Genomic DNA, 22,960 nt, shown 5'->3' with positions numbered 1-22,960 from the left:
GGCAAAATCGTTCTTTTTTCTGATTCACGTTCACATGGGTGAACCACTCGGAGCGCACGGAGACTCGGTCACCGCATCACCTCCCCCGCGTTGACCAGAAGAGACTGCCCAGTGATGGAGCGCGCCCGCTCCGACGCCAGAAACACCACCGCGTCCGCCACATCCCCGTCCGTGGCCAGGTCCGGCAGAGCCATTCGCGCCGTGAGGCGGTCCCGCACCTCCGCCTCCGGAGCCCCCTCGGACCCCGCGGTGAACCGGACGTACGCCTCGACCGGCGGCCCCCACATCCATCCCGGCAGCACCGTGTTGACGCGGATGCGATGCGGTCCGAGCTCCCGCGCGAGGGAGTACATCGCGGAGGTCAGCGCCCCCTTCGACGCCGCGTACGCCGCCTGACGCACCTCCGAGGGCGCCGCCACCGCCGACTGCGTGCCGACGAAGACCACCGACCCGCCCCGCTCCTTCAGTGCCGGCAGGCACGCCCGCGTCATCCGCAGCGTGCCGAGCAGATTGACGTCGACCACACCGCGCCAGGTCTCGAAGTCCGCGTCCTCCAGGCCCCCGAAGTGGCTGTCCCAGGCGGCGACATGGACGACGGCGTCGATCCCGCCGAAGCGGTCGTGCGCCAGCGCGGCCAGCGCCTCGCACTGCCGCTCGTCGGTGATGTCCGTGGCCCGGTACGCGGTGCGCGCGCCCCCGGGGTCGATACTTGCGGCGGACTTGGCGAGATTCGCCTCCGTGCGCGCACCGAGCACGGCGTTGCCCCCGTCCCGCACCACGGCCGCCGCCACCTGGTGGCCGAGTCCGGCCCCGACCCCCGATACGACGACGGTCTTTCCTCCGAGGAGCGGCGACGGTGACGACAGCGACGGCGGCATGGAGCCCTCCCGGCTCTGGCAGTTTTCCTGACGGGCCGTCAGAGTATGGGCGGCCACAGGAGGACGGAAGAGAGAGGCAGGGGAGAGGCATGGGAGAGGCCACCCGCAGTGAAGACAGCCGGAGTGGGGACACCCGCAGTGCAGGTACCCGCAGTGAAGCCACCCGCAGTGAAGCCACCCGCAGTGACGTGTACGCCGAACTGGCCGCCGTCGGGCCCTACGGCGTGCGCCCGGGACACGCCCTCATCACCATGGTCGAGCCGCACCCCGGACACGAGTTCGCGTACAACCGCTGGTACGAGGACGACCACTACTACGCCGGCGCGATGGCCATGCCCTGGATGTACGCGGGGCGCCGCTGGGTCGCCACGCGGGACCTGCAACTCCTGCGCTACCCCGAGAAGTCAGCGATCGCCGAGCCGGTCACCGCGGGGTGCTATCTGTCCACGTACTGGGTGACGGAGGGCCGCTACGACGACCACATGAAGTGGACCGTCGGCATCAACAAGCGGCTGAACCGCGACGGCCGAGTCCACCAGGAGCGCACCCACGTCTTCACCGCCTTCCAGGACCACGAGGCGACCGTCTACCGGGACGGCGCGGCGGGCCCGCGTGACTTCCACGCGCTCGACCATCCGTACAAGGGGCTGGTGCTGGAGGTCATCGACGCCGAAGGGCCGCGGCGCAGACCGGAGTTGCTGGAGTGGCTGCGGTCCCGGCATCTGCCGCGCGTGCTCGCCGGCGCGCCCGCCGCGATGGTGACGGTCTTCCGGCCGACACCGCTGCCGGGCGACCGGATGACGTACGTGAAGCAGGTGGAGGGCGTGGGCACCCGGCTGACGCTGCTGTGGTTCCTCCAGGAGGACCCGCGGGAGTGCTGGGAGGCGCACTTCACCGGGCGGGACGCGGCCGTGGCCCGGTCCGGGCTCGGGCGGGTCGAGTTGGTCGCGCCCTTCATCCCGACGGTGCCGGGCACGGACCTGTACGTCGACCGGCTGCGCTGAGCGCAAGGCCGAGCCCCCTCGGCCGGGACGGCGGGCCAGTCGAGAGGGCTCATACGGTGCTGCTTATCCGGTTGTGGCGCTGCGGTTGTTCTGTTGCGTACCGGTATCACCGGCCCGTGCTGCCGGTTCACGCGAGATCGGCAGCCCCCCGGCTCACCTCGGTGACGAACGCGTTCCACGAGTCGGCGGGGAAGGCGAGGACCGGACCCTCGACGACCTTGGAGTCACGCACCGAGATGCCGGTCGCCCGCGGTGACTTGACCTCGACGCACGCACCGTTTCCGGTGGAGTAGGAGGACTTGACCCAGGCATGCGAGACACCCTGCTGAATTGCCATTTTCTCTCCGGTTTGCAAGTTGGTGAGTTGCTCCCACCGCATGACCGCGGTGTGCGCCAGCGCTCTTGCTCGATGGCGTGAATGACGCTACTCGCCAACCTCGGTGCGTGAAGGGGCCGTTCACTCGACCGGATGGCATATACCAGGTGGGCCTTCCGCCCCGCCCCGGCAAAGGTGTACCGTGCGGCGCCCTCACGCGAGGGGGCGGGTCCGCCGCCTCGGCAGCGGCCCGTGGCTCAGCGGGCGTAGTCCTTCGCGATCCCCGCGATGAGCTGGCGTGATTGCTCCACGTTGAGCGCCTGCGCCCGCAGGTGCTCGTACATCACGCTGTACTGCTGGACGTCGTGCGCCTTCTCCAGGTACAGATCGCTCGTGACGCCCTCGATGTAGACCACGCTGGAGTCCGCCGCGTCGGGGAACTCCAGGATCGCGTACTGCCCGTTCAGGCCGGGGTGGGCGCCGAGCTCGAAGGGGATCACCTGGACCGTCACGTGGGGCAGCCGCGACTGCTCCAGGAGATGCTCCAACTGCTCGCGCATCAGCTGCCGTGAGCCGACCACGCGGCGCAGCGCGGACTCGTCCAGAACGGTCCACAGACGCAGCGGGTTGTCCGGCGCGGCGATGCGTTCCTGGCGGCGCATGCGCACCTGGACGCGTTTTTCGATGTCGGTCGTCGTGGTCTCCGGTAGCGCGCCGGTGATCAGCGCCTCGGCGTAGCCACGGGTCTGGAGCAGGCCGGGGACGACCTGCGGGTCGTACACGCGCAAGGACGCGGCGTCCGTCTCCAGACCGATGTACACGCTGTACGGGATGTCGCCGAAGGAGTGCCACCAGCCCTGCTGGCGCGAGTCCTTGGCCATCTGCATCAAGGAGTCGACGATGCGGTGATCCTCGACCTCGTAGACACCGCACAGGTCACGGACGTCGCGCTGGCTGATCGAGCGGCGGCCGTTCTCCAGTCTGCTGATCTTCGACTGCGACACGAGCAGCCGCTCGGCGACCTCCTCGGCCGTCATGCCCTTGAGCTCACGGAGCCGGCGCAGCTCCTGACCCAAGCGACGTCGCCTGACGGTGGGATTGACATTGGACGCCACGGGACGTGCACCTCCGGCTTGCCTGCCTTGGTTTTGCGTATCTACTGCTCAGCAGAGTGCCACCAAGGTGTGTGGCACCGCTGGGAAACAGCCGATGTGCGAACGTGCGGGCGGCGTATAGAGGTGCGGATGTGCGGACGTGCGGCCGCGCGGGGTGGCGGCACCGGGATGTCGTCGTCCGGACGGTCCGGTGCCGCGCCCCGCGCGGCCCAGCGGCTCCCGTACCGGGTCTGGGGGACTGCGGTGCGGCGCTGGTTCGGTGGGTGCGGTGGTGCGGGTGCGGGTGCGTTTACGCGGCGGTGCGGTGGTGCGGTGGTGCTGTGATGCGGTGGTGTGTGCGCTGACGCGCCGTGCGGTCATGCCATGCGGTCACGCCGTGCGGTGCGCGGCCGCGAGGCGGGGTCCGCTCGCCGTACTCAGTGGGCCACGGCGCGGGCCATGGAACCGCGGCGCGGCTGCATCGGGATCCGGTCCGGTTCCGCCGCCGCCCTGGCCGGTTGCCGGCCGCCGGGACCCGCGGGGCCCGCCGGTGCGGCGCTGCGGCGTGGCTGAGCCGCCACACCGTTCTGGACGTCCATCACGGCGTGTGCCACGAGACCGCCCATCGGGTCGTGCCTGATGAGGTCCCGGAGACGGGAGCGGGATGAACGCCCTTCGTTCCCGGGATACAGATGCTTGCCGAGACCGACCGCGTGGGCCAGAGCGGCGAGCGCGGCGGTCCGCGGGTCCGGCGGTACGCCGGTGCGGATCGCCGCATCGAGCCGGGACCTGATCTCCCGGCTGATGGCTGTATCCGTCGCTTGATAGCGAGTCGTCGGCAGCACTCCGCACATCTGACCCGCCACGGCATGAACCATGCCGCACCGCTCCAGGTGCGAGAGATACGTCTGGCGCAGCCCCAGTCGGGGCCCGCCGATCCAGTGGACGGCCCGAACCGGGCTGCCGCGCCTGCGCAGCAGTTCCAGTGCGGAGTCCAGAGTCGGATCTCCGGTCGGCCGTGGCATCACCACGGCGATACGATCCCCGTCTGGGGCTATCCGTCCGGCCAGCGCCAGCTCCACTAGCTGTGCTCCGGCCAGACCGAGGTCGAGCGACTGCGGCTGCGCCGTGGTACCCGTGGCCGGGTCCAAAGCGAGCAGCAGAAGCTCCTCCGGAATTGTTCTGCGGCTCCTGCCCATCCATGCCTCCCCGCGTGGATGAATGACAGGGTGACCCCTCTCACATTGGTCTGTCGAGAGCGCGTGGGCGGGATGTACTGGAACCAGTAGGTATGTCGTTCTCGTCTACCACGGGGGTTAAGCCCTCACACAGGACACTGGTACACGGTTCGGACAGTGGGGTCCGGACCGGTTTTGGCGCACGGCCGGGCTCGGCCGCGTCAGCATCGGCATACGGCATGGCGTACGAGGAGGCATCGGTGGCGGGCGAGACCCCCGACAGGTCGAAGCAGCGGAAGTCGTCGGGGAACCCGACTGCGGCAGATCCTTCTGTGCCCGCACCGGAGGAACGGGACCCGCGCCTGGCGGTGGCCCGTGAGGTCCCCGCGGCGCGCAAGGACCAGGCGACGGCGGTCTTCTCCACGAAGGGTGTCTCCGACGGGCGGGGCGGTGAGTCCTCCGGCGGCGAGGGAGCCGGCGACGGGCGGCTGCGGGACGCCGTGGCGGCGTGGGTGGCCGGCTCGGACGACGAGAACGTGGAGGCGGATCGGGACGGCTCCCGGGTGCCCGGTGCTTCGGGGGAGGACGACGGCCCCAAGTCCCGCAGTGACGGTCCTGCTGAGGCTGGGGGCGGTGCTTCCGGTGGCAAGGCCGGCGGGGGTGACACCGCCTCCGGGGGCGCTGGAACCGCCGGGGGCGACGCTTCCGCGAAGGCGGAATCCACCGGGCGTGACGTTGCGAAGCCTGCCGGGGATGCGGAGGTTGGCGCCGACGCGAAGTCCGAGGGGGCTGCGGAGCCCGCCGGTGGCACGAAGCCGAGCGGCGAGGCCAAGCTGAGCGGTGACCCCAAGCCTGGTGCTGACGCGAAGCCGAGCGGTGACCCCAAGCCTGGTGCTGACGCGAAGCCGAGCGGTGCCCCCAAGCGTGGCGCCGATGTGAAGTGGGACGAGGCCACGAAGTCCGGCGGCGACGCGAAGCCCCTGGCCGACGCGAAGCCCGCCAAGCCCGGCGCCGACGCGAAGCCCGGCGCCGACGCGAAGCCCGCCGCTGAGGCCAAGTCCGGTGCCGACGCCAAGCCCGAGGCCGACGCCCCCAAGCCCGACGCCCCCAAGCCCGACGCCCCCAAGCCCGACGCCCCCAAGCCCGAGGCCGACGCCCCCAAGCCCGAGGCCGACGCCCCCAAGCCCGAGGCCGACGCCCCCAAGCCCGGTGACGCCAAGCCCAAGGCCACCGACCCCAAGGCCACGGACCCCAAGGCCACGGACCCCACGTCCGACGACCCCACGTCCGACGACCCCAAGCCCACCGACCCCAAGACCACCGGTGTCGATCAAGCCACCGCCGTCTTCAAGGCGCCGTCGCGCAAGCCGGACGTGGATCAGCCGACCACCATGCTCAAGCTCGGTGGCGAGGCACCCGCAAAGGGGGACGCAAAGGGGGATGCAAAGGCAGAGCGGGACTCCGAGCGGACCAGCAAGTTCGTCGCCCTGAAGCCGCTCGACGAGCCGTCCGGCAAGACCGCTCCCAAGACCGCCGCGCCCAAGACCGCCGCCCCTAAGGCCGCACCCGGCGCGCAGCCCGAGGTCGAGCCCGAGGCCGGGGCCAAGGCCGGCGGGGCCAAGGCCGCCGCGCAGCCCTCCGCTCCCGTCGAGCCCACCACCCAGCAGCCGCTGCCGCCGAAGCCCCCGCTGGATCTGCTCGCCGAGCTGACCAACACCCCGCCGCCGCCCGAGACCCCGGTCCGCACCGCCGTGCGCAGGGTCAAGATCTGGACGCCGATCGTCTTGCTCCTGGTGGTCGTCTTTGCGGTCGTACAGGTTGTGCGCCCGCTGCCCACCCCCACCCTGAAGCTCACCGCGGAGCAGTCCGTGTCCTTCGGGGGCGACAAGCCGTCCATGCCGTGGCCGTCCCAGGGCCAGGCCGCGATGGACGTCAACGGCATCGGCTCGTTCGGCACGTCCGGCGACCAGAAGCCCGTACCGATCGCCTCCATCGCGAAGGTCATGACGGTCTACGTGATCCTTCGGGACCATCCGCTGGAGAAGGGCAAGGAGGGCCCGAAGATCCCCGTGGACGCCGCCGCGGAGAAGCACTACGAGACGGGCAAGGCCGAGCAGGAGTCCGTCGTCAGGGTCGCCGAGGGCCAGAAGATCACCCAGTACGAGGCGCTCCAGGCGGTCATGCTGCCGTCCGCCAACAACATCGCCAAGCTGCTCGCCCGCTGGGACTCCAAGAGCGGCTCCGAGGACGCGTTCGTCGCGAAGATGAACAAGACCGCCAAGGAGCTGGGGATGAAGAACACCCACTACACGGACCCCAGCGGTCTGGACAAGACGACCGTCTCCACCGCCGAGGACCTCGTGAAGCTCGGCCGGGCCGCGATGAAGAACCCCGTCTTCAACGAGATCTCCCGCCAGCCCAGCTACAAGGACCTCAACAACGAGAAGCAGAACAACTTCTTCGGCCTCGTCCCGACCGTCGCCATCGGCATCAAGACCGGCACCACCACGGCCGCGGGCGGCAACATCCTCTTCGCCGCGGAGAAGAAGGTCGGCGGCGAGACGCAGACGATCATCGGCGCCGCCCTCGGCCAGTTCGGCAAGAACGGCGTCGCCAACATCGACGAGGTCACCGGCGTCACCCGCAAGCTCATCGAGGCCGGCCAGGACGCGCTGACCGCCAAGACCATCGTGAAGAAGGGCGACGTCGTCGGCCATGTGGACGACGGCCTCGGCGGCACCACCCCGGTGGTCGCCACCAAGGACGTCTCCGCGGTGGGCTGGCCCGGCCTGACGGTGAAACTGCACATGACGGAGCCGAAGGGCAAGCCGGTGCCGCACACCGCGAAGGCCGGCACCGAGGTCGGCGTGCTCAGCGTCGGCGACGGCAAGGGTGACGCCGTCGAGGTGCCCGTCGCCCTCCAGAAGGATCTCGCGGAACCCGGCCTCGGCGCGAAGCTCAAGCGCGTCGGCTGACACGTCGGCGGGCGCGCCCGCCGATCAATGGCGCGAACACGCCGAACCCTCGCGGGGGAAGGCCCCACCCCGGGCTTTCCCCCGCGTCTGCGTGCTAGCGTCACAAGCTCGGGGGGCAGTACGCCGGGGCCGAGGACGGGGTGTCCGGGACGGACCCTCGCCGGCTCGAACCCGGGTACTCCGGAACACGGACGACACGGGGAGAGAGAGCCTCCAGTGGCAACAGCGGAGCCGACGCGCGCCGACGCAGGGACCGAGCCGGACGGCAGCGAGGGCGCGGGCCGCGGCACCGGCCCGCGAATACCACTGTCGTCCGCACAGACCACCGGTGCCGACCGGCCGCACACCCCCTGGGCCACCTGGAAGCAGCATCTCCTGCGCCGCCCGGTCCTCACCGTGACGGTGTTCGCCGGCGTGCTGCACATCGTCTGGTTCTTCGTGTTCGCCAACAGCGGTGGCGACCTCGCGGCGCAGGACGCCTGGGCGGAGTTCGTCGGCCGGCACCCCGCCTCGGCGTACAACCTCGCCTGGTACGGCGGCATGCACCCGGTGTCGTACAGCGTCATCTCGCCGTACCTGATGTCGGTACTCGGCGTGCGGACCACGATGATGATCGCGGGGACGATCTCCGCCGCGCTGCTCACCATGATCCTGGTGCGCAGCCGCGCGGTGAAGGAACCGATGTGGCCCGCCCTCGCGGGTGTCTTCGCGCTGCTGTGCAACGCCATATCGGGCCGCGTGACGTTCGGCCTCGGTCAGATGTTCGCGCTCATGGCGGTCGCCGCCGTCTTCTGCTGGCCGCACCGCTGGCGCTACAAGCGGTGGGCGAAGGCCCTGGTCGCCGCGCCGTTCGCCGCGCTCGCGACGATGGGCAGCCCGGTGGCGGGGCTCTTCGTGGGGCTCGTCGCCGTCGCGCTCTTCCTCAGCAAGCGCTACCCGGGCGCGTACGCGCTGGGGCTCGCGCCCGCCGTCGTGGTGGGCGTCTCCGCGTGGCTCTTCCCGTTCTCCGGGACGCAGCCGATGTCCTTCTGGTCGGCGTCGCTGCCGCTGCTGTTCGCGGTAGCCGTCTACTTCGTCGTACCGAAGCAGTGGACGACGGTGCGGATCACGACGGCCGTGTACGCGGCGTTCGTCCTCGGCGTGTGGATCATCAGCTCGCAGATCGGCTCCAACATCACCCGCCTCGCGATGTCCTTCACGGGCGTCGCGCTGATCGCCGCCCTGCCGTACACCGTCCGCAAGTCCCGCAAGTGGTACGCGACAGTGCTCGCCTTCGCCGTCTTCACCGGGTGGGTGGGGTACAAGACCGTCGACGACATCATCCACACCACGCCGGCCGCCTCCTGGTCGCGTGAGCTGGCGCCGCTGCTCAACGAATTGCAGGAGGTCGGCGCGGAGAAGGGCCGTGTCGAGGTGGTGCCCGCCCGCAGCCACCGCGAGGCCTCCGCGCTGCCCCAGAACGTCCAGCTGGCCCGCGGCTGGAACCGGCAGGCCGACATGGAGCGCAACCCCCTCTTCTACGACGACACCCTCAACTCCGCGAACTACCACGAGTGGCTGAAGCGCTGGTCCGTGCATTACGTCGTGCTGCCCTACGGCGAGCCCGACGGCGACGGCGGCAAGCGGGAGGCGCAGCTCATCGACAACGGCCTGCCCTACCTGAAGAAGGTGTGGGCCGACGACAACTGGCAGCTGTACGAGGTCACCGACCCGACGCCGCTCGCCGAGCCGCACGCCGTGGTGGAGCGGGCCGAGCAGGGCCAGATGACGCTCCGCGTGGAGAAGCCGGGCCGCATCCTGATCCGCATCCCGTACTCGCCGTGGCTGAGCGTCGTCGACGCCGACGGCAAGGGCGTGGCGCGGCCCCAGGAGACCGAGGAGTCCCAGCGGCGCCGCGCGGGCGACGAGGACCTGCCCAAGGAGTACGCCAACGTCAACGGCTGTCTGCTGGAGTCCGCGGAGGACCGGGCGGGCGACAAGTGGACCGAGCTGATCGCCCCGAAGGCGGGTGTCTACCGGCTCGGCTCGCCCTACCAGATCCCGCGCGGCACGCCCTGCCCGCCGGAGCTGCTCCGCTGACCTGACGCTCGTGGCCCGGCGCTCGTGGCCCGGCGGGTTCAGCCGCCGGGCGGTGCGCAGACGCCGGACGCGGGCAGCGTGCCGGTGCCCGTGCCCGTGTCCGGCGCGGTGTCCTCGCGTACCGCGTCCAGCTGCGCCAGGAGCTCGTCGAGCCGGGCGTCCCGCGGGTCCCTGAAGTACCGCAGGACGGCGCGGTGGAAGGCGTCCCGCAGCCCCGGCGGCATCACGTCCGAGGCGTCAAAGCAGAGCGTGTCCGCCTCGCGGGTGAGGATCTCGGCGATGCGGCGTCCTGTGGGGTCGGTGGGCTGGGGGTCGGCCGCGTCCGGGAAGAGCGGCCGCAGCTCCTTCTTCGCCTCGGAGCGCCACAGCGTGCGGGCCGTGCCGCCCGACAGGCGCTCGACGAGGGTGCGGGCCGCCGGGTCGTCGCTGAAGACGGCGGCCATGTCGCCCGCCACCTCGTAGGCGCCGTCGTGGGCGGGGCGGCCGCGCAGGAAGCCCGCCGCCGGGTCGACGCGGACCCGGTCGCCCGCGTAGACGTACCGGATGAAGGCGCTCTGGTGCTCGTGCGTGCAGCGCGGCGTCATGGAGCCGAGCAGGCCGCGCGGGGCCCCGCCGCTCTTCGCCGCCGGGTCGGGAGTGCCCACGTACGTCATGGTCAGGGACTGGTCGACGGAGGCCTTGGAGCGCTTCCCGAGGAGTGCGGCCCAGGTCGTCCACGCGTCGCGGACGCGGGGGTCGCGCCAGCTGAGGCGGCCGGTGGCCCACTCGGTGTAGGCCCCGGGGCCCGCCCGGTGGAGCAGGATGTCCTCGACCCAGTCGGTGCCCGGCCAGCCGGAGGTGGCCTGCGAGGCGAGGGCGACGCACCACTTCGGGGCGGCGGCGGAGCGGGCCCCCTTGTCGGCCTTGCTCCACACCAGGCTCTTCAGGTCGACCTTCAGCGGCACCCAGTAGGTGCGGCGCGTGCCGTCGACGGACAGGGGCGGCGCCCACGGCGGGTAGGCGCGGGCGGCGGCCGTGGTGGTGAGCGGCTTGAGCCGGCCGGTGCGGGCGTACTCGGTGAGCTCACCGACGCTGTTGAGGATCGCCACGTCCGGTGGGGCGTCCGCCTCCAGTTGCGCGACGAGCGTCTCGCGCAGGGAACGGGTCCCTTGGTAGGTGTACGTCTGTCCCGTGCCGTCGTCGAGTCTGTTCAGCATCGCTTCGAAGGCCTCGCCCTCCTCGCCCGTCCAGGGGCCGAGGACGACGAGCGTCGCGGGCTGCTCGTCCGTGCAGGCGCCGGCGGTGACGGCGAGCAGGCAGGCGGCGAGGAAGCCGCGGAACGCGGCGCGGGCGTGGGTCCGGGTGTGGGTCCGGGTGTGGTTCACAGGGCGGCCCCCGAGCGGGAGATGAGGACGTACTCACGGCGGTAGGAGTGCAGCGTGACGTAGCTGAGGGCCGCGCTGAGCAAACCCACGGGCGCCACCCACGGCGCGGCCCCGCCGAGTCCGGACAGGCGGCCCCCGGCCAGGTCGCGGTCGGCCCGGGCGTCCAGGGAGGCGATCAGGCGCGGGTGCGGCGTTCCGAAGGGCCGTTCCTCGACGGTGGCCTCGATCGCGGGTGACGTCGCGCGGGACAGCTGGTGCGCAGTGGTGACGACGCGCTGCTGCGCGCGGTGGGCGAGCACCGCGTCGGCCGTCAGGAACGGCACGGCGAGCAACGGCAGCGAGGCCACGAGCAGCGGCACGCTGACCCGCAGGTGGAAGCGGTGACGCAGGAAGACCTGCGTGCGCCACAGCCCGAGGCCGAGGAGGGCGAGGGAGGTCGCGGCGACCCCGGCCGCGGCGAGCACGCCGCCGCCGAGGGCGGCCCGCTCCGCCAGCCTGCCGCGCAGGCTCTCCTCCAGCGCGGAGATGCGGTCCACCACGGCGGTCGCGGCGGAGCCGCTGCCGGGCTCGCACGGCGGATAGCCGCCGGGGCCCGTCGTCTTCGGGGGCGCGGGGGGCGTGCACAGCATGCTGCGGGCGTAGCTGAGGCCGGCGGCGCGCAGGGGTGGGTCGCCGACGTTGTCCTGCGCGAAGTCGATCCACGTGCCGTAGTCGACGACGAGACCGGAGACCACGTCGAGCTCCTGGCGCTCGGCGGTGGTCAGGGCGCCGCTGCGGGCCACTTGGTTGAGGCTCTGCGTGGCGCGTGTGGTGCGGGTCAGGTAGCGCTTGCCGATGCCGCTGAGCCGCACCGACTCCCCGGCGGCCAGGCTCCGCTCGGCCTCCCGGTCGGCGATGCGCAGGGACATCTCCGCGTCGGCCAGGTCGCCGAGGGCGGGCGTGTAGCTGTCGCGCAGCGCCGTCGTGTCGGAACGGATCTCGGCGTACGCCCAGCCGAAGGCGACGGCAGCGACGACGGTGAGCAGCGGCAGGGCGACGAGCCGCTCGCGCAAGTAGGCGCGGTTGCGGGTGCGTTCGGCGAGCGGGGCGGCCCACAGGTGACGCAGCAGCCGGCGCGCCGCGTCGGCGGCGACGAGGCGGACGGCGCGCCAGGCGGCTCTCATCGGGCGCCGCCGAGGGGGTGCGGGTGGTTGTTGTGCGGTGCGGTTGGGGTGGGGCGGTTCGTGGTGAGGCGCGCCGACCCGGTGGTTGGCCGTTCCGCCGTGGTGGTGGCGGTGGTGATGAGGCGGGTGGTGTGCCGGGGAGTTGTCATCGGGCGCCGCCGAGGGTGCGGGTGGTTGTTGTGCGGTGCGGTTGGGGTGGGGCGGTTCGTGGTGAGAGGCGCGCCGACCCGGTGGTTGGCCGTTCCGCCGTGGTGGTGGCGGTGGCCGTGGCGGTGAGGCAGGGCCGGTGCCGGGAGGGGGTCATCGGCGGCCACCCGGAGGGCGGGCACCGGGGAGGCGGGCGCCGGGGAGGACCGTCATGCTCGACTGGATGCGGGCCGCCTCGACGTCGAAGCGGGCGATGTGGTCCAGGAGCCGTACCGTGCCGCGCCCGGTGTCCTCGACGCGGACGAGGCGCCGCAGGTGGTCCCGCATCGCCGTGTCGCCCGTCTCTCCCGCGAGCCGCCAGGCCGTGCCGAGGAGTGCCTCGGCGGACTCCCGCGCGCCCCGCTTCAGCTCGGCGCAGGCCCGCTCAAAGGTGCGGTGCAGCTCCTCCTCGTGCTGGTAGTGGGCGACCTGGGGGTCCAGGCGACTGTAGAGGTCGGCGTCGTCGGTCCAGCGCATCAGGACGGGCTGCGGGGCGGGCAGTTCGAGGTGCCGCGCCTGCTCCCCGGCGTCGATCTCGACCTCCGTGAGCAGGAGTTCCTTGCCGAGCTGCGTGGGATCGTAGGGCGCGGCGACGCAGAGGAGGTAGGCACGGGTCTCCTCGCCGCACGGGCCCAGCTCGTACTCCTCGACGGGCCCGCCCGCGCCGGTGCTGACGCCGGTCACGTCGACGTGCGCCGGGGTGAGACCGGTGCGCGTGGGGTGCACCTGCTCGAAGGAGACGGGCCGCACCCCGGCCCGGTGGTAGAGGCGCAGCCGCAGGCCGGTCACGTCGCGTTCGACGGCGCGGCCGGTGAGCGCGGCCAGCTCGCCGGGCAGCCGGGTGAGGTCCTCCACGGCGCGGATCCGGCCGCCCAGCGCACCCGCGATCAGCAGCAGTTCCTCGGTCTCCCAGGCGTCGCCGATGCCCACGACGTCGCAGTCGAAGACCCGCGCGCACCGCTCGACGCGCGCACGCAGGTCGTCGGGCGATTCGTAGCCCGGCTCGTTCTTGCCGTCGGTGAGGAGCAGGGCGTGGCGTACATAGTCGGCGGAGCCGGACCCGGCGGCGGGCAGTTCGCGGAAGAGGAGCCTGGCCCGCTCCAGCCAGGTGCCCATCGCGGTGCCGCCGCCCGGTGTGCAGTCGTACAGGGCGGCCTCGGCGGCGGCCCGTGACTCGGCGTGCGCGACGGCGAGGCCGGGCCGCCTGGGGTAGATCATGGCGGCCTTGTCGCCCCCGGCGACCAGGGCGAACAGCGCGCCGTCCGGCAGCTTGGCCAGCGCGCTGACGGCGGCGGCGCGCGCGGCGGCCAGACGGCTCGGCGGGATCACCATCGAGGAGGAGTGGTCGATGAGCAGCACCTCCGCGAGGCGGGGGCGACGCACCCCCGCCGCCGGGCCCCGCTCGTTCGCGCCGAGGGCGTCGGGCGGTGCGGCGCCGGGTCTGCGGACCGTCACCGTGAGGACCGCGTACATCCGCGCCGGTTCCGCGCTGCCGGGCAGGCGGGGGCGGGGCAGCTCGACGACCTGGCTCACCTCCAGGCCGACGCGGGCGCGGGGGCCACTGCCCGTACTCAACCGCCCGGCTGCGCGGGGATGTTGTGCCTGATCCAGTCCTTGATCTTCTTGCCCGGCCATGGGGTGTCCCTGTGGTGTCGTAAGGCGAAGGGGCGTACCGCGTAGGCGCGGTCCAGGAGGAGTTCGGCGAGCGGCGTCTCGGTGGCGCGCGGCGGGGCGTCGCGGGCGGCCTGGAGGGCCAGGCCCCGGTAGAAGCGGGAGAGGTCCTTGCGCAGCGCGCGTTCGTCGGCGGGGAATTCCAGCAGCGGGTCGGCCCGTTCGGCGACGGCGCGCAGTTCGGCGCCGGTCATCCGCGGGGCACCGTCGGGCGGGGCGAGCAGGCGCTGGGCGACGCCCCACACCTCCGCCTTCATCCGTACGCGGGCCTGCTCGTCGGTCAGGCCGTGCGCGGAGAACAGCCCGGCCAGGGCGCGCACCGTCGTGCCGAGGCCTGCGGCGTCCCGCGCGTGGTCGGCGCGGATGCGCACGGCCGCGGTCCGGGCGGCCGTGCGGTGCCGGGAGTGCTGGGGCACCGCGTCCAGCGCGGCGATCGCATGGGCGAGGGCGTCGGGGCCGCCGAGGGCGAGCCGGGCGCGGGCGGCGCCGAACGCCGCGCTGCCCAGCGAGGGGTTGCGCAGCCGCACCGCCTCGTAGAACGTCAGCGCCTCGTGCGGTCGCCGCAGGTGTTCGGCGCAGTGGCCGAGGGCCAGTTTGGGCGCGTACTCCCCGGGGATCGCGGCGTAGACCCGGTCGAAGTGGCCGCGCGCCTCCGCCACCCGGGAGCGGGCGAGCGCGAGCAGCCCGCGGTGCCAGTCGAGCCGCCAGTCGTGGGGCGCCCGCGCCGGGCCTATGGCGTCCTCGGCGAGGGCGAGCGCGGTCTCGGCGGCGGGCAGGGCGCCGGGGTCGCCGTGCGGTTCCACGCGAAGCCGCAGCCGGCAGCGCAGCAGATGCACCTCGGGGGAGTCCCGCCAGTCGCCGGTGTGCTGGAGCAGCGCCTCGGGGTCGTCGTCGCTGAGCCTGCTCAGTTCGCCGTGGTGGTCGTCGTCGGGGTCGGGGCGCGGCACGGGCAGCCGCCGGGCCACCTCGGGCGGGCCGGGGGCCGGATAACGGGGCGCGGACGCCGCGACGTCGGGGGAGTCGGGGGCGTCGGGGGTGGCCCAGCGCGACACCTCGGGGGCGGCGCCGAGCCCGCCGTCCAGCGCGTACGCCGATTGCAAGAAGAGCGGCGACGGCTCGAAGGTCTCCACGCCCGTCCGCAGGGAGCGCAACTCCCGGAACACGCCCCGCAGTTGCTCCTCCATCTCCTTGGCGGTGGCGAAGCGGTCGGCGCGCCGGGTGCGGGTGGCGCGGCGCAGGGCACGGGCGAGGGAGACCAGGCCGAGCCCGCGGTGCCCGGCGGCCGGGTCGTCCAGCGGGCCGAGCGCGGCCAGCTCCGCCAGGTCGTGGCGGGTGGCGCCGAGACCGCACAGGCTGCGCAGCGTCTCGCCGAGGCTGAACAGGTCGTCCTGCGGCAGCGACTCGCCGTGGTCGCCGACGCTGGGCGCACGGTAGACGGAGGTGGTGAGGCCGGGCGCGCCCGCGCGGCGCACGCTTCCCACGTCGATGAGTTTGGTGGTGGAGCCGTCGTGCATGACGTTGGGCGGCTTCAGGTCGCCGTACACCTTGCCGCGCTCGGGGGCGTGCAGATGGGCGAGCCCGGCAAGGATCCGCACGCCGTACGCGAGGGCGAACTCCAGGAACCGCTCGTTGCCGAACTCCTCGGGGTGCTCACGGGCGCGGGCGCGCACCTCTTCGAGGTTGAGCCCGTCCACGTACTGGAGGACCAGGAAGTCGCCGATCCCTTCGTGGTGCCCGTAGTTGAACACCCGGATGAACCCGTCGTGGTTGAGGTCGACCAGTTCCTTGCGCTCGCCCTTGAGCAGGCGGTACGAGTCCGTGGCGAGGTCCGCGTGCAGCATCTTGATGGCGACGGCACGGTCGTCGACCTTCGTGTCGCGGGCGAGGAAGACCTCGCCCATGCCGCCGTAGCCGAGCGGCCGCACCAGGCGGTACTGGCCCGCGAGCAGCGTGCCGGACGGCAGCGGCAGCGAGCCGGGCGCGGCGAGGTGGGCCGCGTCGCCGCTCTCGCTGTCGGCGCGGTCCAGCAAGGTGATCTCGGGCAGGACCGTCGGGTCGGGGTGCTCCGGCGGGAGCGCGACGGCGGCGGGGCGCGCCGGGGGAGCGGCGACGGGCCCCGGGCCGACGATCCAGTGCTGGGAGGAGCCTTCCTGATCGCCGGAGGAGGACGCGGAGGAGGACGCGGAGGAGTACGAGGGCGGCGGCTCGGAGGGGTCCGGAGCGCTGCCGGGGCCGGGGCGGCCGGGCACGGGCGCCGAGTGCCGCCCCGTCTGCGGGTCCACGCGCTCACCGCTGGCGAGGCAGTACCCGGTGGGCGTGACGGTGCCCGAACAGCCGGGGTGCGGGCAGGTCTTGACCGGGCTCACGCGTCACCGTCCGCCTCGGCCAGGCGCCGCACCACCCGCGCGAACGCCTCCACGGCCCGCTCCGCGTCGGCGAGCGGGCACGGCCCCGCCATCAGGAGCCGCTGTGCCTCGCGGTAAGGGCCGATCGCGTCGGGGTGCTCGGCGAGGCCCCGCCGGGCGAGGCGCGCCAGATGGTCGCGGAGCAGCCCGCGCAGCCGCAGATGCCCGTCGAGCACCTCCCGCAGCTCGTCCTCGGCGGCCCGGGCCCGTAAGAGGTAGGTGTCCACGGCCTGTTCGGCGTACGAGAGCTTCTCCAGGAAGCGCGGCCCGCCCCGCCCGGTGAGCGGCCGCAGCTCGTCGCTGAGCTGCACGGTCCACAGCGTGGCCCGCGCCGCGTACCCGGTGGCGACCGGCGGGTCCACGACGTGCGGCTCCACGCGGTGGAAGAGGCGCCGCGCACGCCGCTCGGTGTCGGCGAGCTCGTCGACGCGGGCGCCGATCCGCTGGAGCCACCGCGCGGCCCGATCGGCGGGCAGCAGCCGCTCGGCCATGACGTAGGGGAAGCCGTGCGTGCTGTCGCGCATGACGAGCAGCAACCGCGCCCCGGCGTCGGCGAGTTCCCGCAGAATCCGCACCGCCGTGGCGGGCTCGGTCGGGGACCGGTCGCCGTACAGCACGGCGACGGCTGGGCGGCGGCGCGGGGCCGTGTGCCGCCGCGCGGCGTGCCGCAGCTCGTGCCGCAGCACGGCCAGGGCCTCGCGCAGCTCCGGCCGGTCGGGGTCGTCGAGGGCGGCGCCCTCCAGGTCGAGGACGAGGCCGATGCTGCCGACGCGGGGCGCGATGCCGGCGCGGGACAGGAGCGGGGCGCCGGGCTCGGCGGGGTCGCGGGCTCCGGGGTCCGGCTCCGCGGCGTCCAGGGGGCTCACGGCCAGGTGCGGCGCCTGTTCCCGGTCGGCCATGTTCAGGACGACGTACAGCGCCTGGCGGGCCCGCTCGTCGTCCTCGGCGATGAAGAGGACTTCGGTGTCCCAGGCGTCGTCGTCGCCGTTCAGCCAGCGGGTGACGGTGCGCTGGAGGCCGTGCGGGCGGGCCGCGCGGGCCGCAGCGGCCGACACGACCCGGTGACCGGGCACGGCGTGCGGCCCCGTCACGTACCGCTCGGCGAAATTGCGGAAGTACTTGGCGACCGTGGCCGCCGGGATCATGTACCCGTGCTCGCCGCTCTCGTCGGCCTGCGCGACGATGCCGAGCAGCCGGTCGCCGCCCTCCTCGCGCACCCCGGAGCCGCTGAACCCGCCGCGCAGCCTGCCCGCCCCCGTCAGGTCGATCTGCACCCGCTCGTCGCCCTCGCCGCCCGGGCCCATGCAGGCACCGGTCAGCCACTCGCCGCCCGACTGGTACTCGGGGAAGCCGTCGATGAGGACCGGCGCGCCCCGGTAGTCGAGCGTGCGGTGCAGTGTGACCAGTGACGGCACGGGCGCGGGCTCGTCCAGGACGAGCAGCGCGAGGTCGCCCTGCGCCTTGCCGAAGGAGGGCACCCAGTGCCCGGCCGCCACCGCCGCGGTGCGGCGCAGGGTGCGCGTCAGCCCTTGGAGCATCGGGAACTCGACCTGGACGCGCGCGGGGCGCAGGCCCGTCACCGGGTCGCGGATCACATGGGCGCAGGTGAGCACGTGATCGCTGCCGAACAGCACCCCGGCGCCGAGGACGTCACCGCTCCCCGACGCGGCCCACCGCCGCAGCCGCACCCGCCAACCGCCGTGATCGGCAAGGGCGTTCACGCCGTCGCCGAGATGTCCCTGCCCTTTGTCCCCGTCCCCCATGCTTCCTCAGGATAGGCGCGCGGGAGGGCAATGACGCCTGGGCTGCATGGGGAGGCAGGGAGGGAATCCGCGCGGCGTCGCCGCCTACGCCCCCGACACCGGGAACGCCACGTCGCACACCTCGTCCTCGGGCCCGCTGCGGTCCCAGTCGGCGAAGTACACCTCACGGCACGGACCCGACACCGTCAGCCCCCGTTCGGCCGCCCAGGCCTCCACCGCGTCGAAGGCCGCGATGATCTGCGGATAGGCGACCTGCGCCTTGGTGATCCGCGTGTAGGCGAGGCGGTGCGCGGGCTCCACCCGCACCTTGAAGTCCCCCTTGCGTCCCTGCGCCGCGACCCACGCGCGGGCCGCCTCCGGGTCCACGACCGGCACGCACGACTCGGCGGGCCCGTCGCTCTCCTCGGTCACGTCCGCGTGGTAGGCGACGAAGTGCGGGGCGGCGATGCCCCCGCACTCCTCCTCGGCGGCCCGCTCAAGACGCTCCGCCGAGGCGGGAATCCAGGCGGGCAGCTCCCCGGCGCTCACATGGCGCGTCTCACTCAGGACGTACGTCTGCGGCACGTCCACCGTCTTCACCTCGAATGTCGCGTACAACTCGGCGTTCCTTCCCGACAGTCGTCCACGGAGGTAGCGTGCGAGGGTCCGCTGCTCGGCGAAGCGCTCCTCGACCCCGGCCCAGTAGGCGTCGAGCGTGCGCGCCGCCCGCTCTCCGTCGAGTCCCGTCATCTCGGCGATGCCGGCCAGCGGCATGTCGAGACGGCGCAGCAGCGCCACCGTGCGGGCCTGTTCGATCTGGGCGACCCGGTAGTAGCGGTAGCCGCTGGCCTCGTCGACGTGCGCGGGCGTCAGGAGCCCGAGCCGGTCGTACAGCCGCAGCGCCTTCGGCGACAGGCGGGCACGGGCGGCGAACACGCCGATGGAGAGCAGTTCTTCAGGGTGCGCGGTCACGGTCGCCATCCTCCGTCACCGGGCCGTTCGGCCCGGTGACGGAGACTCTGTGGTCTGCCCCAGGGGCAAGGTCAACGCCCGCCGCCGACCCTCACCTCTCCCCGGCCGTCACCTCTTCCCGGCCTTCCCGGCGTACGCGGCCCAGATCCGCGGCGGCAGCACGTTCCCGCGCCGCGAGTCCTTCCCGGCGACGCCCGACATCGGCAGCAGCCGCGGCTCGCCCGGCTTGACGCGGAAGACGGTCACCGCGGTCGACAGGTCCTTGGTGAACCCCGTGACCCAGGCCGTCCGCAGTCGGTCCTGGTCGCCCGTGCGGCCCGCCGCGACCCCCGGGCCGAGGTCCTTGCCGCCCGCGCGCAGGGCGTCGGCCACCTCGCCCGCCGCCCCCTCGTCCAGCGCGCGCCCCGGAGCGGGCCGCTCCAGGCCGGGCAGGGCCGCGCCGTCCTTGACGACCTTGGTCACCGAGTAGGGGTCGTGCCGCAGCCCGCCGCCCGCGAAGGTGCCGTACGCCGCCGCCATCCGGATCGCGCTGGGCGTCGACGTGCCGACGGAGAAGGACGGCTCCAGCGGCGCCATGCTCTGCGGCAGCAGCCCCGCGTCGACGGCCGTGCGGCGGACCTGCTCCCGGCCGACGTCCCCGCCGAGGCGTACGTAGGTCGCGTTGCCGCCGGGGAACAGGGCCGCGCGGAGGGTGGGGTGGTCGGGGTCGGGCTCGCCCGTGGCGCGGCGCAGGGTGCCGTCGGCGGCGTAGAAACTCTCGGCCTGGACGCTCATGCGCACCCGGCCGACGCTCCTCGCCGGGCCGTCCGCGTCGGACGGCTCCGCGCGTACGGAGGCGCCGTGCTGGAGCGCGGCGGCGAGCACGAACGGCTTGAACGCCGAGCCCACCGGGACACCGGACGTGTCCGCGTTGTTGCTGAAGTGCTCGGTGGCGTCGCGGCCTCCGTAGAGCGCCACGACCGCCCCGTCGGACGGGCGCACGGACGCGGCACCGACCTGCACGTGCCGGTCGGCCGCGCGGCTCTTCGGCGCGAGGTCACGGTTGAGCACCCGGCGCACCGCACGCTCCAGGTCGGCCACCTTCTCCTTGTCGAAGGTGGTGTGGATCTCGTACCCGCCGCGTGCCAGCTCCTCGTCGGTGAGGCCGGTGTGCTGCCTGAGGTACTTGTTGGCGACGTCGACGAGGTAGCCGGTCTGGCCGCCGAGGCTGGTGGAGCGCGACTGCCTGCGCGGCTCGGGGAACGTGCGGTACTTCGCCCGTTCCTTCTCCGACATCAGGCCCACGTCGACCTGCCGGTCCAGGATCCACGCCCAGCGCCCGCGCGCCCGCTCGCGGTTGGCCTTGCCGCCCGCCGGGTCGTACAGCTCGGCGCCCTTCAGCATGGCGGCGAGGAACGCGCCCTGGCTGGGGTCCAGCTTCTTGGCGGGGATGCCGTAGTACGCGTGGGCGGCCGCCTCGATGCCGTTGGCGCCGCGCCCGAACCAGCTGGTGTTGAGGTAGCCCTCCAGGATCTCGTCCTTGCTCTTCTTGCGGTCCACCTTCAGCGCGATGACGAACTCCTTGGCCTTCCGCGTGACGGTCTGGTCCTGCGAGAGGTAGGTGTTCTTCACGTACTGCTGGGTGATGGTGGAACCGCCCTGTGTCTCCTGCCCGCGGACCATGTTGACGGCCGCCCGGGCCAGGCCCTTCGGGGAGACGCCGGAGTCGTCGTAGAACGTCTCGTTCTCGGCGGCGATCACGGCGTTCACGGCGGCGGGGGCGATCCGGTCCAACTCCACGTTCTGCCGGTTGACCTCGCCGGTGCTCACCATCTGGGTGCCGTCGGACCAGTAGTAGACGTTGGCCTCGCGGTGGATGCCGGCGTTCTCGTCGGGGATGTCCACGCTGACGTAGACACCGACCAGGAGCGCGGTGACGGTGAGCGCGAAGAACCCCGCCGAGCCGAGCAGCTGCCGCCACGAGGGCAGCCAGCGGCGCAGGCCCGCGCGGCCGGCGCGCGGGTAGTCCACGAGACGCCGGACGCGGCGGTGCACCCTCTTCCCACGAGCATGAATCCCCATGTCGTGGGAGAGGGCGCCGTGTGCGGCCGGGTTGGCCCGGAAGGTGTTTGCGGTACGTAACAACCGCCGGGCCAGGGGTGGCAGGCCCCGGTCAGCGGATCTTCGTCAGCTCGCCCTCGTCCTTGAGGACGGCGACGCCACGGGACCAGATGCTGTCGACCCGCTGCCGTTCCTGCGCGTTGGGCCGCGCGTTGGTGCAGGACGGGCCGGGGCCGCCGCCCGACATCAGCTCGCTGCACGGGCCCGAGTAGTGGTCGGGCAGACCGAGCACGTGACCCGTCTCGTGGGCCGTCACGCGCAGGGAGTTGTACTGCTGGTTCTGCCGGTAGTCCAGGAAGATGTAGCCGTGCCCGCGCCCGTCCGTGTAGGCGTACGAGCCGCGCGAGTCATTCCCCTCGCGGTACTCGAAGTCGGTCCCGCTGCTCGCCTCCTGGAGCTTGACGTTGCTCACCGAGGAGTTCCATATCTGCGTGCTCTGCGCTATCTGGCTGCGGAAGCTGGGCGCCCGGCTCGTGCTGTAGGTGACGGTGACGGCCTGGATGCCGGGCTTCGCCGCCTGCTTCTTCAGCGCCGACTTCATGACGGCTTCGAAGAACTGCCGGTTGGCGGCCTGGCTCTCGCCGGTGTACGACGACGAGGAGTACGCGGAGGAGGTGCCGTGCGGCGAGGTTCCGTACGCCGATGTGCTGTACGCCGAGGTGGTCTTCTCGGAGGTGGGGGCCGGGGCGGGGGCCGCGAACGCCGTGGGGGCGGTCAGGGCGGCCACGAGCGCGGCGGTGCCGAGGGCGGCGATGACTCCGGTTCTGGTGCTGTTCATGGGGGTGTGTCCCTTCCGGGATGGAGGCCTGCGGGTGCGGCCTCCGGTCGGGACGAGTATCGGGAGCGCGGGCGTGCGTGAGCCCGATGCCATTAGGTGATAACGCAACGACATCGGCCCCGGCGCCGGTCCGCGCCCCGCCGGGTTCCGCCGGTGGCGACAGCGTGCGGCGCCGAAGTCCGGGCAGGGACAGACGTGAAGGAATCGTGGTGCACGCCGAATACGCCGTGGCATTCTGGCGCCTGCCCCTTAGCCCCCCGGAGGCGATGTGACGTCATCAGACGTGGACGGAACGGCAGCTCAGGACAGACAGTCCGAGCAGGGCGAGAAAGTCGTGGAGTTGCAGCGCAAGGTCGTCCAGCTGGAGAAGGCGGTGGAATCCCACGCCACGGTGGACCAGGCGATCGGGATCGTCGTGGCGGTGGGGAAGCTGACCCCCGCCGAGGGCTGGACCGTGCTCCGGGAGACCTCCCAGCACACCAACATGAAGCTGAGCCGCATCGCGGACATGGTCGTCGCCTGGGGGTGCGCGGGCGAACTGCCGGAGGACGTACGCCTGGCCCTGGACGCCAGCCTCGCCCGCGCGCGGGCGACGTCCGAGTGCACGGGGCCGAAGGCGTAGCGAGGGCAGCTCTCCACGCTGCGTTTCCAACGAGGAGAGCCTGTCGCAGGAAGCTCCCGGGCGCCACCTGCGATTGCGGCCCCGGGTACCCGGGGCCGCACCTTCGAACCGTCCGTCACAGGAGAAGCCCCGCACGCGGCAGCGGGCGCCCCCGCTAGGCCGCGGTTTCGGCCAGGGTGTGGGCGACGATCGCGTTGGCGTGGCCGTGACCGATGCCGTGTTCGCTCTTGAGCCAGGCGACGAGCTCCATGTGCCGGGTCAGCGGCGAGTCGCGGACGAGCTGCTTCCACTCCTCGACCGGGCGGCCGTACTTCTTCTCGATGGAGGGGAAGTAACTGGCGGGGCCCTTGACTGCGTTGCTCATGGCGCTCGGTTCCTCACGGTCGTATCCGGATGCCGTGCCGTACACGGCGGCGTGTAGTGGATCACCTAT

17 protein-coding genes are annotated in these 22,960 nt (G+C 72.8%); 4 read left to right on the top strand and 13 right to left on the bottom strand.

What is annotated here, in order from left to right; translation table 11 throughout:
• Positions 1-68 precede the first annotated feature (68 nt).
• The gene (locus ACOBQB_RS25830; protein WP_423594701.1) at positions 69-878 is read right to left on the bottom strand and encodes an SDR family oxidoreductase; all 810 of its coding nucleotides are present in this window, start codon (positions 876-878) and stop codon (positions 69-71) included.
• A gap of 89 nt (positions 879-967) precedes the next feature.
• On the opposite strand from ACOBQB_RS25830, the gene ACOBQB_RS25825 reads away from it, so the two are divergent.
• The gene (locus ACOBQB_RS25825) at positions 968-1,882 is read left to right on the top strand and encodes a hypothetical protein (protein WP_423594699.1); all 915 of its coding nucleotides are present in this window, start codon (positions 968-970) and stop codon (positions 1,880-1,882) included.
• Positions 1,883-2,009: 127 nt separating this feature from the next.
• Here ACOBQB_RS25825 and ACOBQB_RS25820 read toward each other — a convergent pair whose 3' ends face one another.
• From ACOBQB_RS25820 to ACOBQB_RS25810, 3 genes are all read right to left on the bottom strand, one after another.
• Positions 2,010-2,219, bottom strand: coding sequence for a DUF397 domain-containing protein (locus ACOBQB_RS25820; protein ID WP_423594697.1), 210 nt, complete (start codon positions 2,217-2,219; stop codon positions 2,010-2,012).
• 236 nt (positions 2,220-2,455) lie between these two features.
• The gene (locus ACOBQB_RS25815) at positions 2,456-3,313 is read right to left on the bottom strand and encodes a helix-turn-helix domain-containing protein (RefSeq protein WP_423594695.1); all 858 of its coding nucleotides are present in this window, start codon (positions 3,311-3,313) and stop codon (positions 2,456-2,458) included.
• Positions 3,314-3,729: 416 nt separating this feature from the next.
• Entirely contained in the window at positions 3,730-4,491 is a 762-nt protein-coding gene (locus tag ACOBQB_RS25810; protein WP_423594693.1) for a GOLPH3/VPS74 family protein, read from the bottom strand.
• Positions 4,492-4,709: 218 nt separating this feature from the next.
• Here ACOBQB_RS25810 and ACOBQB_RS25805 point away from each other — a divergent pair, with 218 nt between their 5' ends.
• Both ACOBQB_RS25805 and ACOBQB_RS25800 read left to right on the top strand, forming a co-directional pair.
• Entirely contained in the window at positions 4,710-7,445 is a 2,736-nt protein-coding gene (locus ACOBQB_RS25805; protein ID WP_423594691.1) for a D-alanyl-D-alanine carboxypeptidase, read from the top strand.
• A 216-nt stretch (positions 7,446-7,661) separates the two neighbouring features.
• Entirely contained in the window at positions 7,662-9,524 is a 1,863-nt protein-coding gene (locus ACOBQB_RS25800) for an MFS transporter (protein ID WP_423594689.1), read from the top strand.
• A gap of 38 nt (positions 9,525-9,562) precedes the next feature.
• Here ACOBQB_RS25800 and ACOBQB_RS25795 read toward each other — a convergent pair whose 3' ends face one another.
• From ACOBQB_RS25795 to snpA, 8 genes are all read right to left on the bottom strand, one after another.
• Entirely contained in the window at positions 9,563-10,888 is a 1,326-nt protein-coding gene (locus tag ACOBQB_RS25795) for an extracellular solute-binding protein (RefSeq protein WP_423594687.1), read from the bottom strand.
• The gene (locus ACOBQB_RS25790; protein WP_423594685.1) at positions 10,885-12,051 is read right to left on the bottom strand and encodes a hypothetical protein; all 1,167 of its coding nucleotides are present in this window, start codon (positions 12,049-12,051) and stop codon (positions 10,885-10,887) included. The genes ACOBQB_RS25795 and ACOBQB_RS25790 overlap by 4 nt, the downstream gene beginning before the upstream one ends.
• A 300-nt stretch (positions 12,052-12,351) precedes the next feature.
• The gene (locus ACOBQB_RS25785; protein WP_423594683.1) at positions 12,352-13,812 is read right to left on the bottom strand and encodes a hypothetical protein; all 1,461 of its coding nucleotides are present in this window, start codon (positions 13,810-13,812) and stop codon (positions 12,352-12,354) included.
• Positions 13,809-16,274, bottom strand: coding sequence for a tetratricopeptide repeat protein (locus ACOBQB_RS25780; protein ID WP_423594681.1), 2,466 nt, complete (start codon positions 16,272-16,274; stop codon positions 13,809-13,811). The genes ACOBQB_RS25785 and ACOBQB_RS25780 overlap by 4 nt, the downstream gene beginning before the upstream one ends.
• The gene (locus ACOBQB_RS25775; RefSeq protein ID WP_423594679.1) at positions 16,271-18,076 is read right to left on the bottom strand and encodes a trypsin-like serine peptidase; all 1,806 of its coding nucleotides are present in this window, start codon (positions 18,074-18,076) and stop codon (positions 16,271-16,273) included. Before ACOBQB_RS25775 ends, ACOBQB_RS25780 begins: the two co-directional genes overlap by 4 nt.
• An 84-nt stretch (positions 18,077-18,160) precedes the next feature.
• Positions 18,161-19,027 carry a MerR family transcriptional regulator gene (locus ACOBQB_RS25770; protein ID WP_423594677.1) on the bottom strand — a complete coding sequence of 289 codons (867 nt, stop codon included), beginning with the start codon at positions 19,025-19,027 and terminating at the stop codon, positions 18,161-18,163.
• A gap of 108 nt (positions 19,028-19,135) precedes the next feature.
• Positions 19,136-21,061 (bottom strand): transglycosylase domain-containing protein, encoded by a 1,926-nt coding sequence (locus ACOBQB_RS25765; protein WP_423594675.1) that lies wholly within the window; start codon positions 21,059-21,061, stop codon positions 19,136-19,138.
• 118 nt (positions 21,062-21,179) lie between these two features.
• Positions 21,180-21,905 (bottom strand): snapalysin, encoded by a 726-nt coding sequence (gene snpA / locus ACOBQB_RS25760; RefSeq protein WP_423594673.1) that lies wholly within the window; start codon positions 21,903-21,905, stop codon positions 21,180-21,182.
• Positions 21,906-22,173: 268 nt separating this feature from the next.
• Here snpA and ACOBQB_RS25755 point away from each other — a divergent pair, with 268 nt between their 5' ends.
• Positions 22,174-22,527 carry an ANTAR domain-containing protein gene (locus tag ACOBQB_RS25755; protein WP_423594671.1) on the top strand — a complete coding sequence of 118 codons (354 nt, stop codon included), beginning with the start codon at positions 22,174-22,176 and terminating at the stop codon, positions 22,525-22,527.
• Positions 22,528-22,681: 154 nt separating this feature from the next.
• On the opposite strand, the gene ACOBQB_RS25750 is transcribed toward ACOBQB_RS25755, so the two are convergent.
• On the bottom strand, positions 22,682-22,891 hold the full coding sequence (locus ACOBQB_RS25750; RefSeq protein WP_423594669.1) for a DUF4287 domain-containing protein: 210 nt from the start codon (positions 22,889-22,891) through the stop codon (positions 22,682-22,684).
• Positions 22,892-22,960 lie beyond the last annotated feature (69 nt).

Origin of the sequence: Streptomyces sp. G5(2025) (assembly GCF_049542075.1) — a bacterium.
Classification (GTDB): Bacteria; Actinomycetota; Actinomycetes; order Streptomycetales; family Streptomycetaceae; genus Streptomyces.
This window is presented reverse-complemented; position numbering and strand designations above follow the sequence as displayed.

Excerpts from the sequence above, each read along its gene's own strand:
- ACOBQB_RS25830 (WP_423594701.1), bottom strand. The coding sequence starts at position 878 with ATGCCGCCGTCGCTGTCGTCACCGTCGCCGCTCCTCGGAGGAAAGACC.
- ACOBQB_RS25825 (WP_423594699.1), top strand. The coding sequence starts at position 968 with ATGGGAGAGGCCACCCGCAGTGAAGACAGCCGGAGTGGGGACACCCGC.
- ACOBQB_RS25820 (WP_423594697.1), bottom strand. The coding sequence starts at position 2,219 with ATGGCAATTCAGCAGGGTGTCTCGCATGCCTGGGTCAAGTCCTCCTAC.
- ACOBQB_RS25810 (WP_423594693.1), bottom strand. The coding sequence starts at position 4,491 with ATGGGCAGGAGCCGCAGAACAATTCCGGAGGAGCTTCTGCTGCTCGCT.
- ACOBQB_RS25805 (WP_423594691.1), top strand. The coding sequence starts at position 4,710 with ATGGCGTACGAGGAGGCATCGGTGGCGGGCGAGACCCCCGACAGGTCG.
- ACOBQB_RS25790 (WP_423594685.1), bottom strand. The coding sequence starts at position 12,051 with ATGAGAGCCGCCTGGCGCGCCGTCCGCCTCGTCGCCGCCGACGCGGCG.
- ACOBQB_RS25775 (WP_423594679.1), bottom strand. The coding sequence starts at position 18,076 with ATGGGGGACGGGGACAAAGGGCAGGGACATCTCGGCGACGGCGTGAAC.
- snpA (WP_423594673.1), bottom strand. The coding sequence starts at position 21,905 with ATGAACAGCACCAGAACCGGAGTCATCGCCGCCCTCGGCACCGCCGCG.
- ACOBQB_RS25750 (WP_423594669.1), bottom strand. The coding sequence starts at position 22,891 with ATGAGCAACGCAGTCAAGGGCCCCGCCAGTTACTTCCCCTCCATCGAG.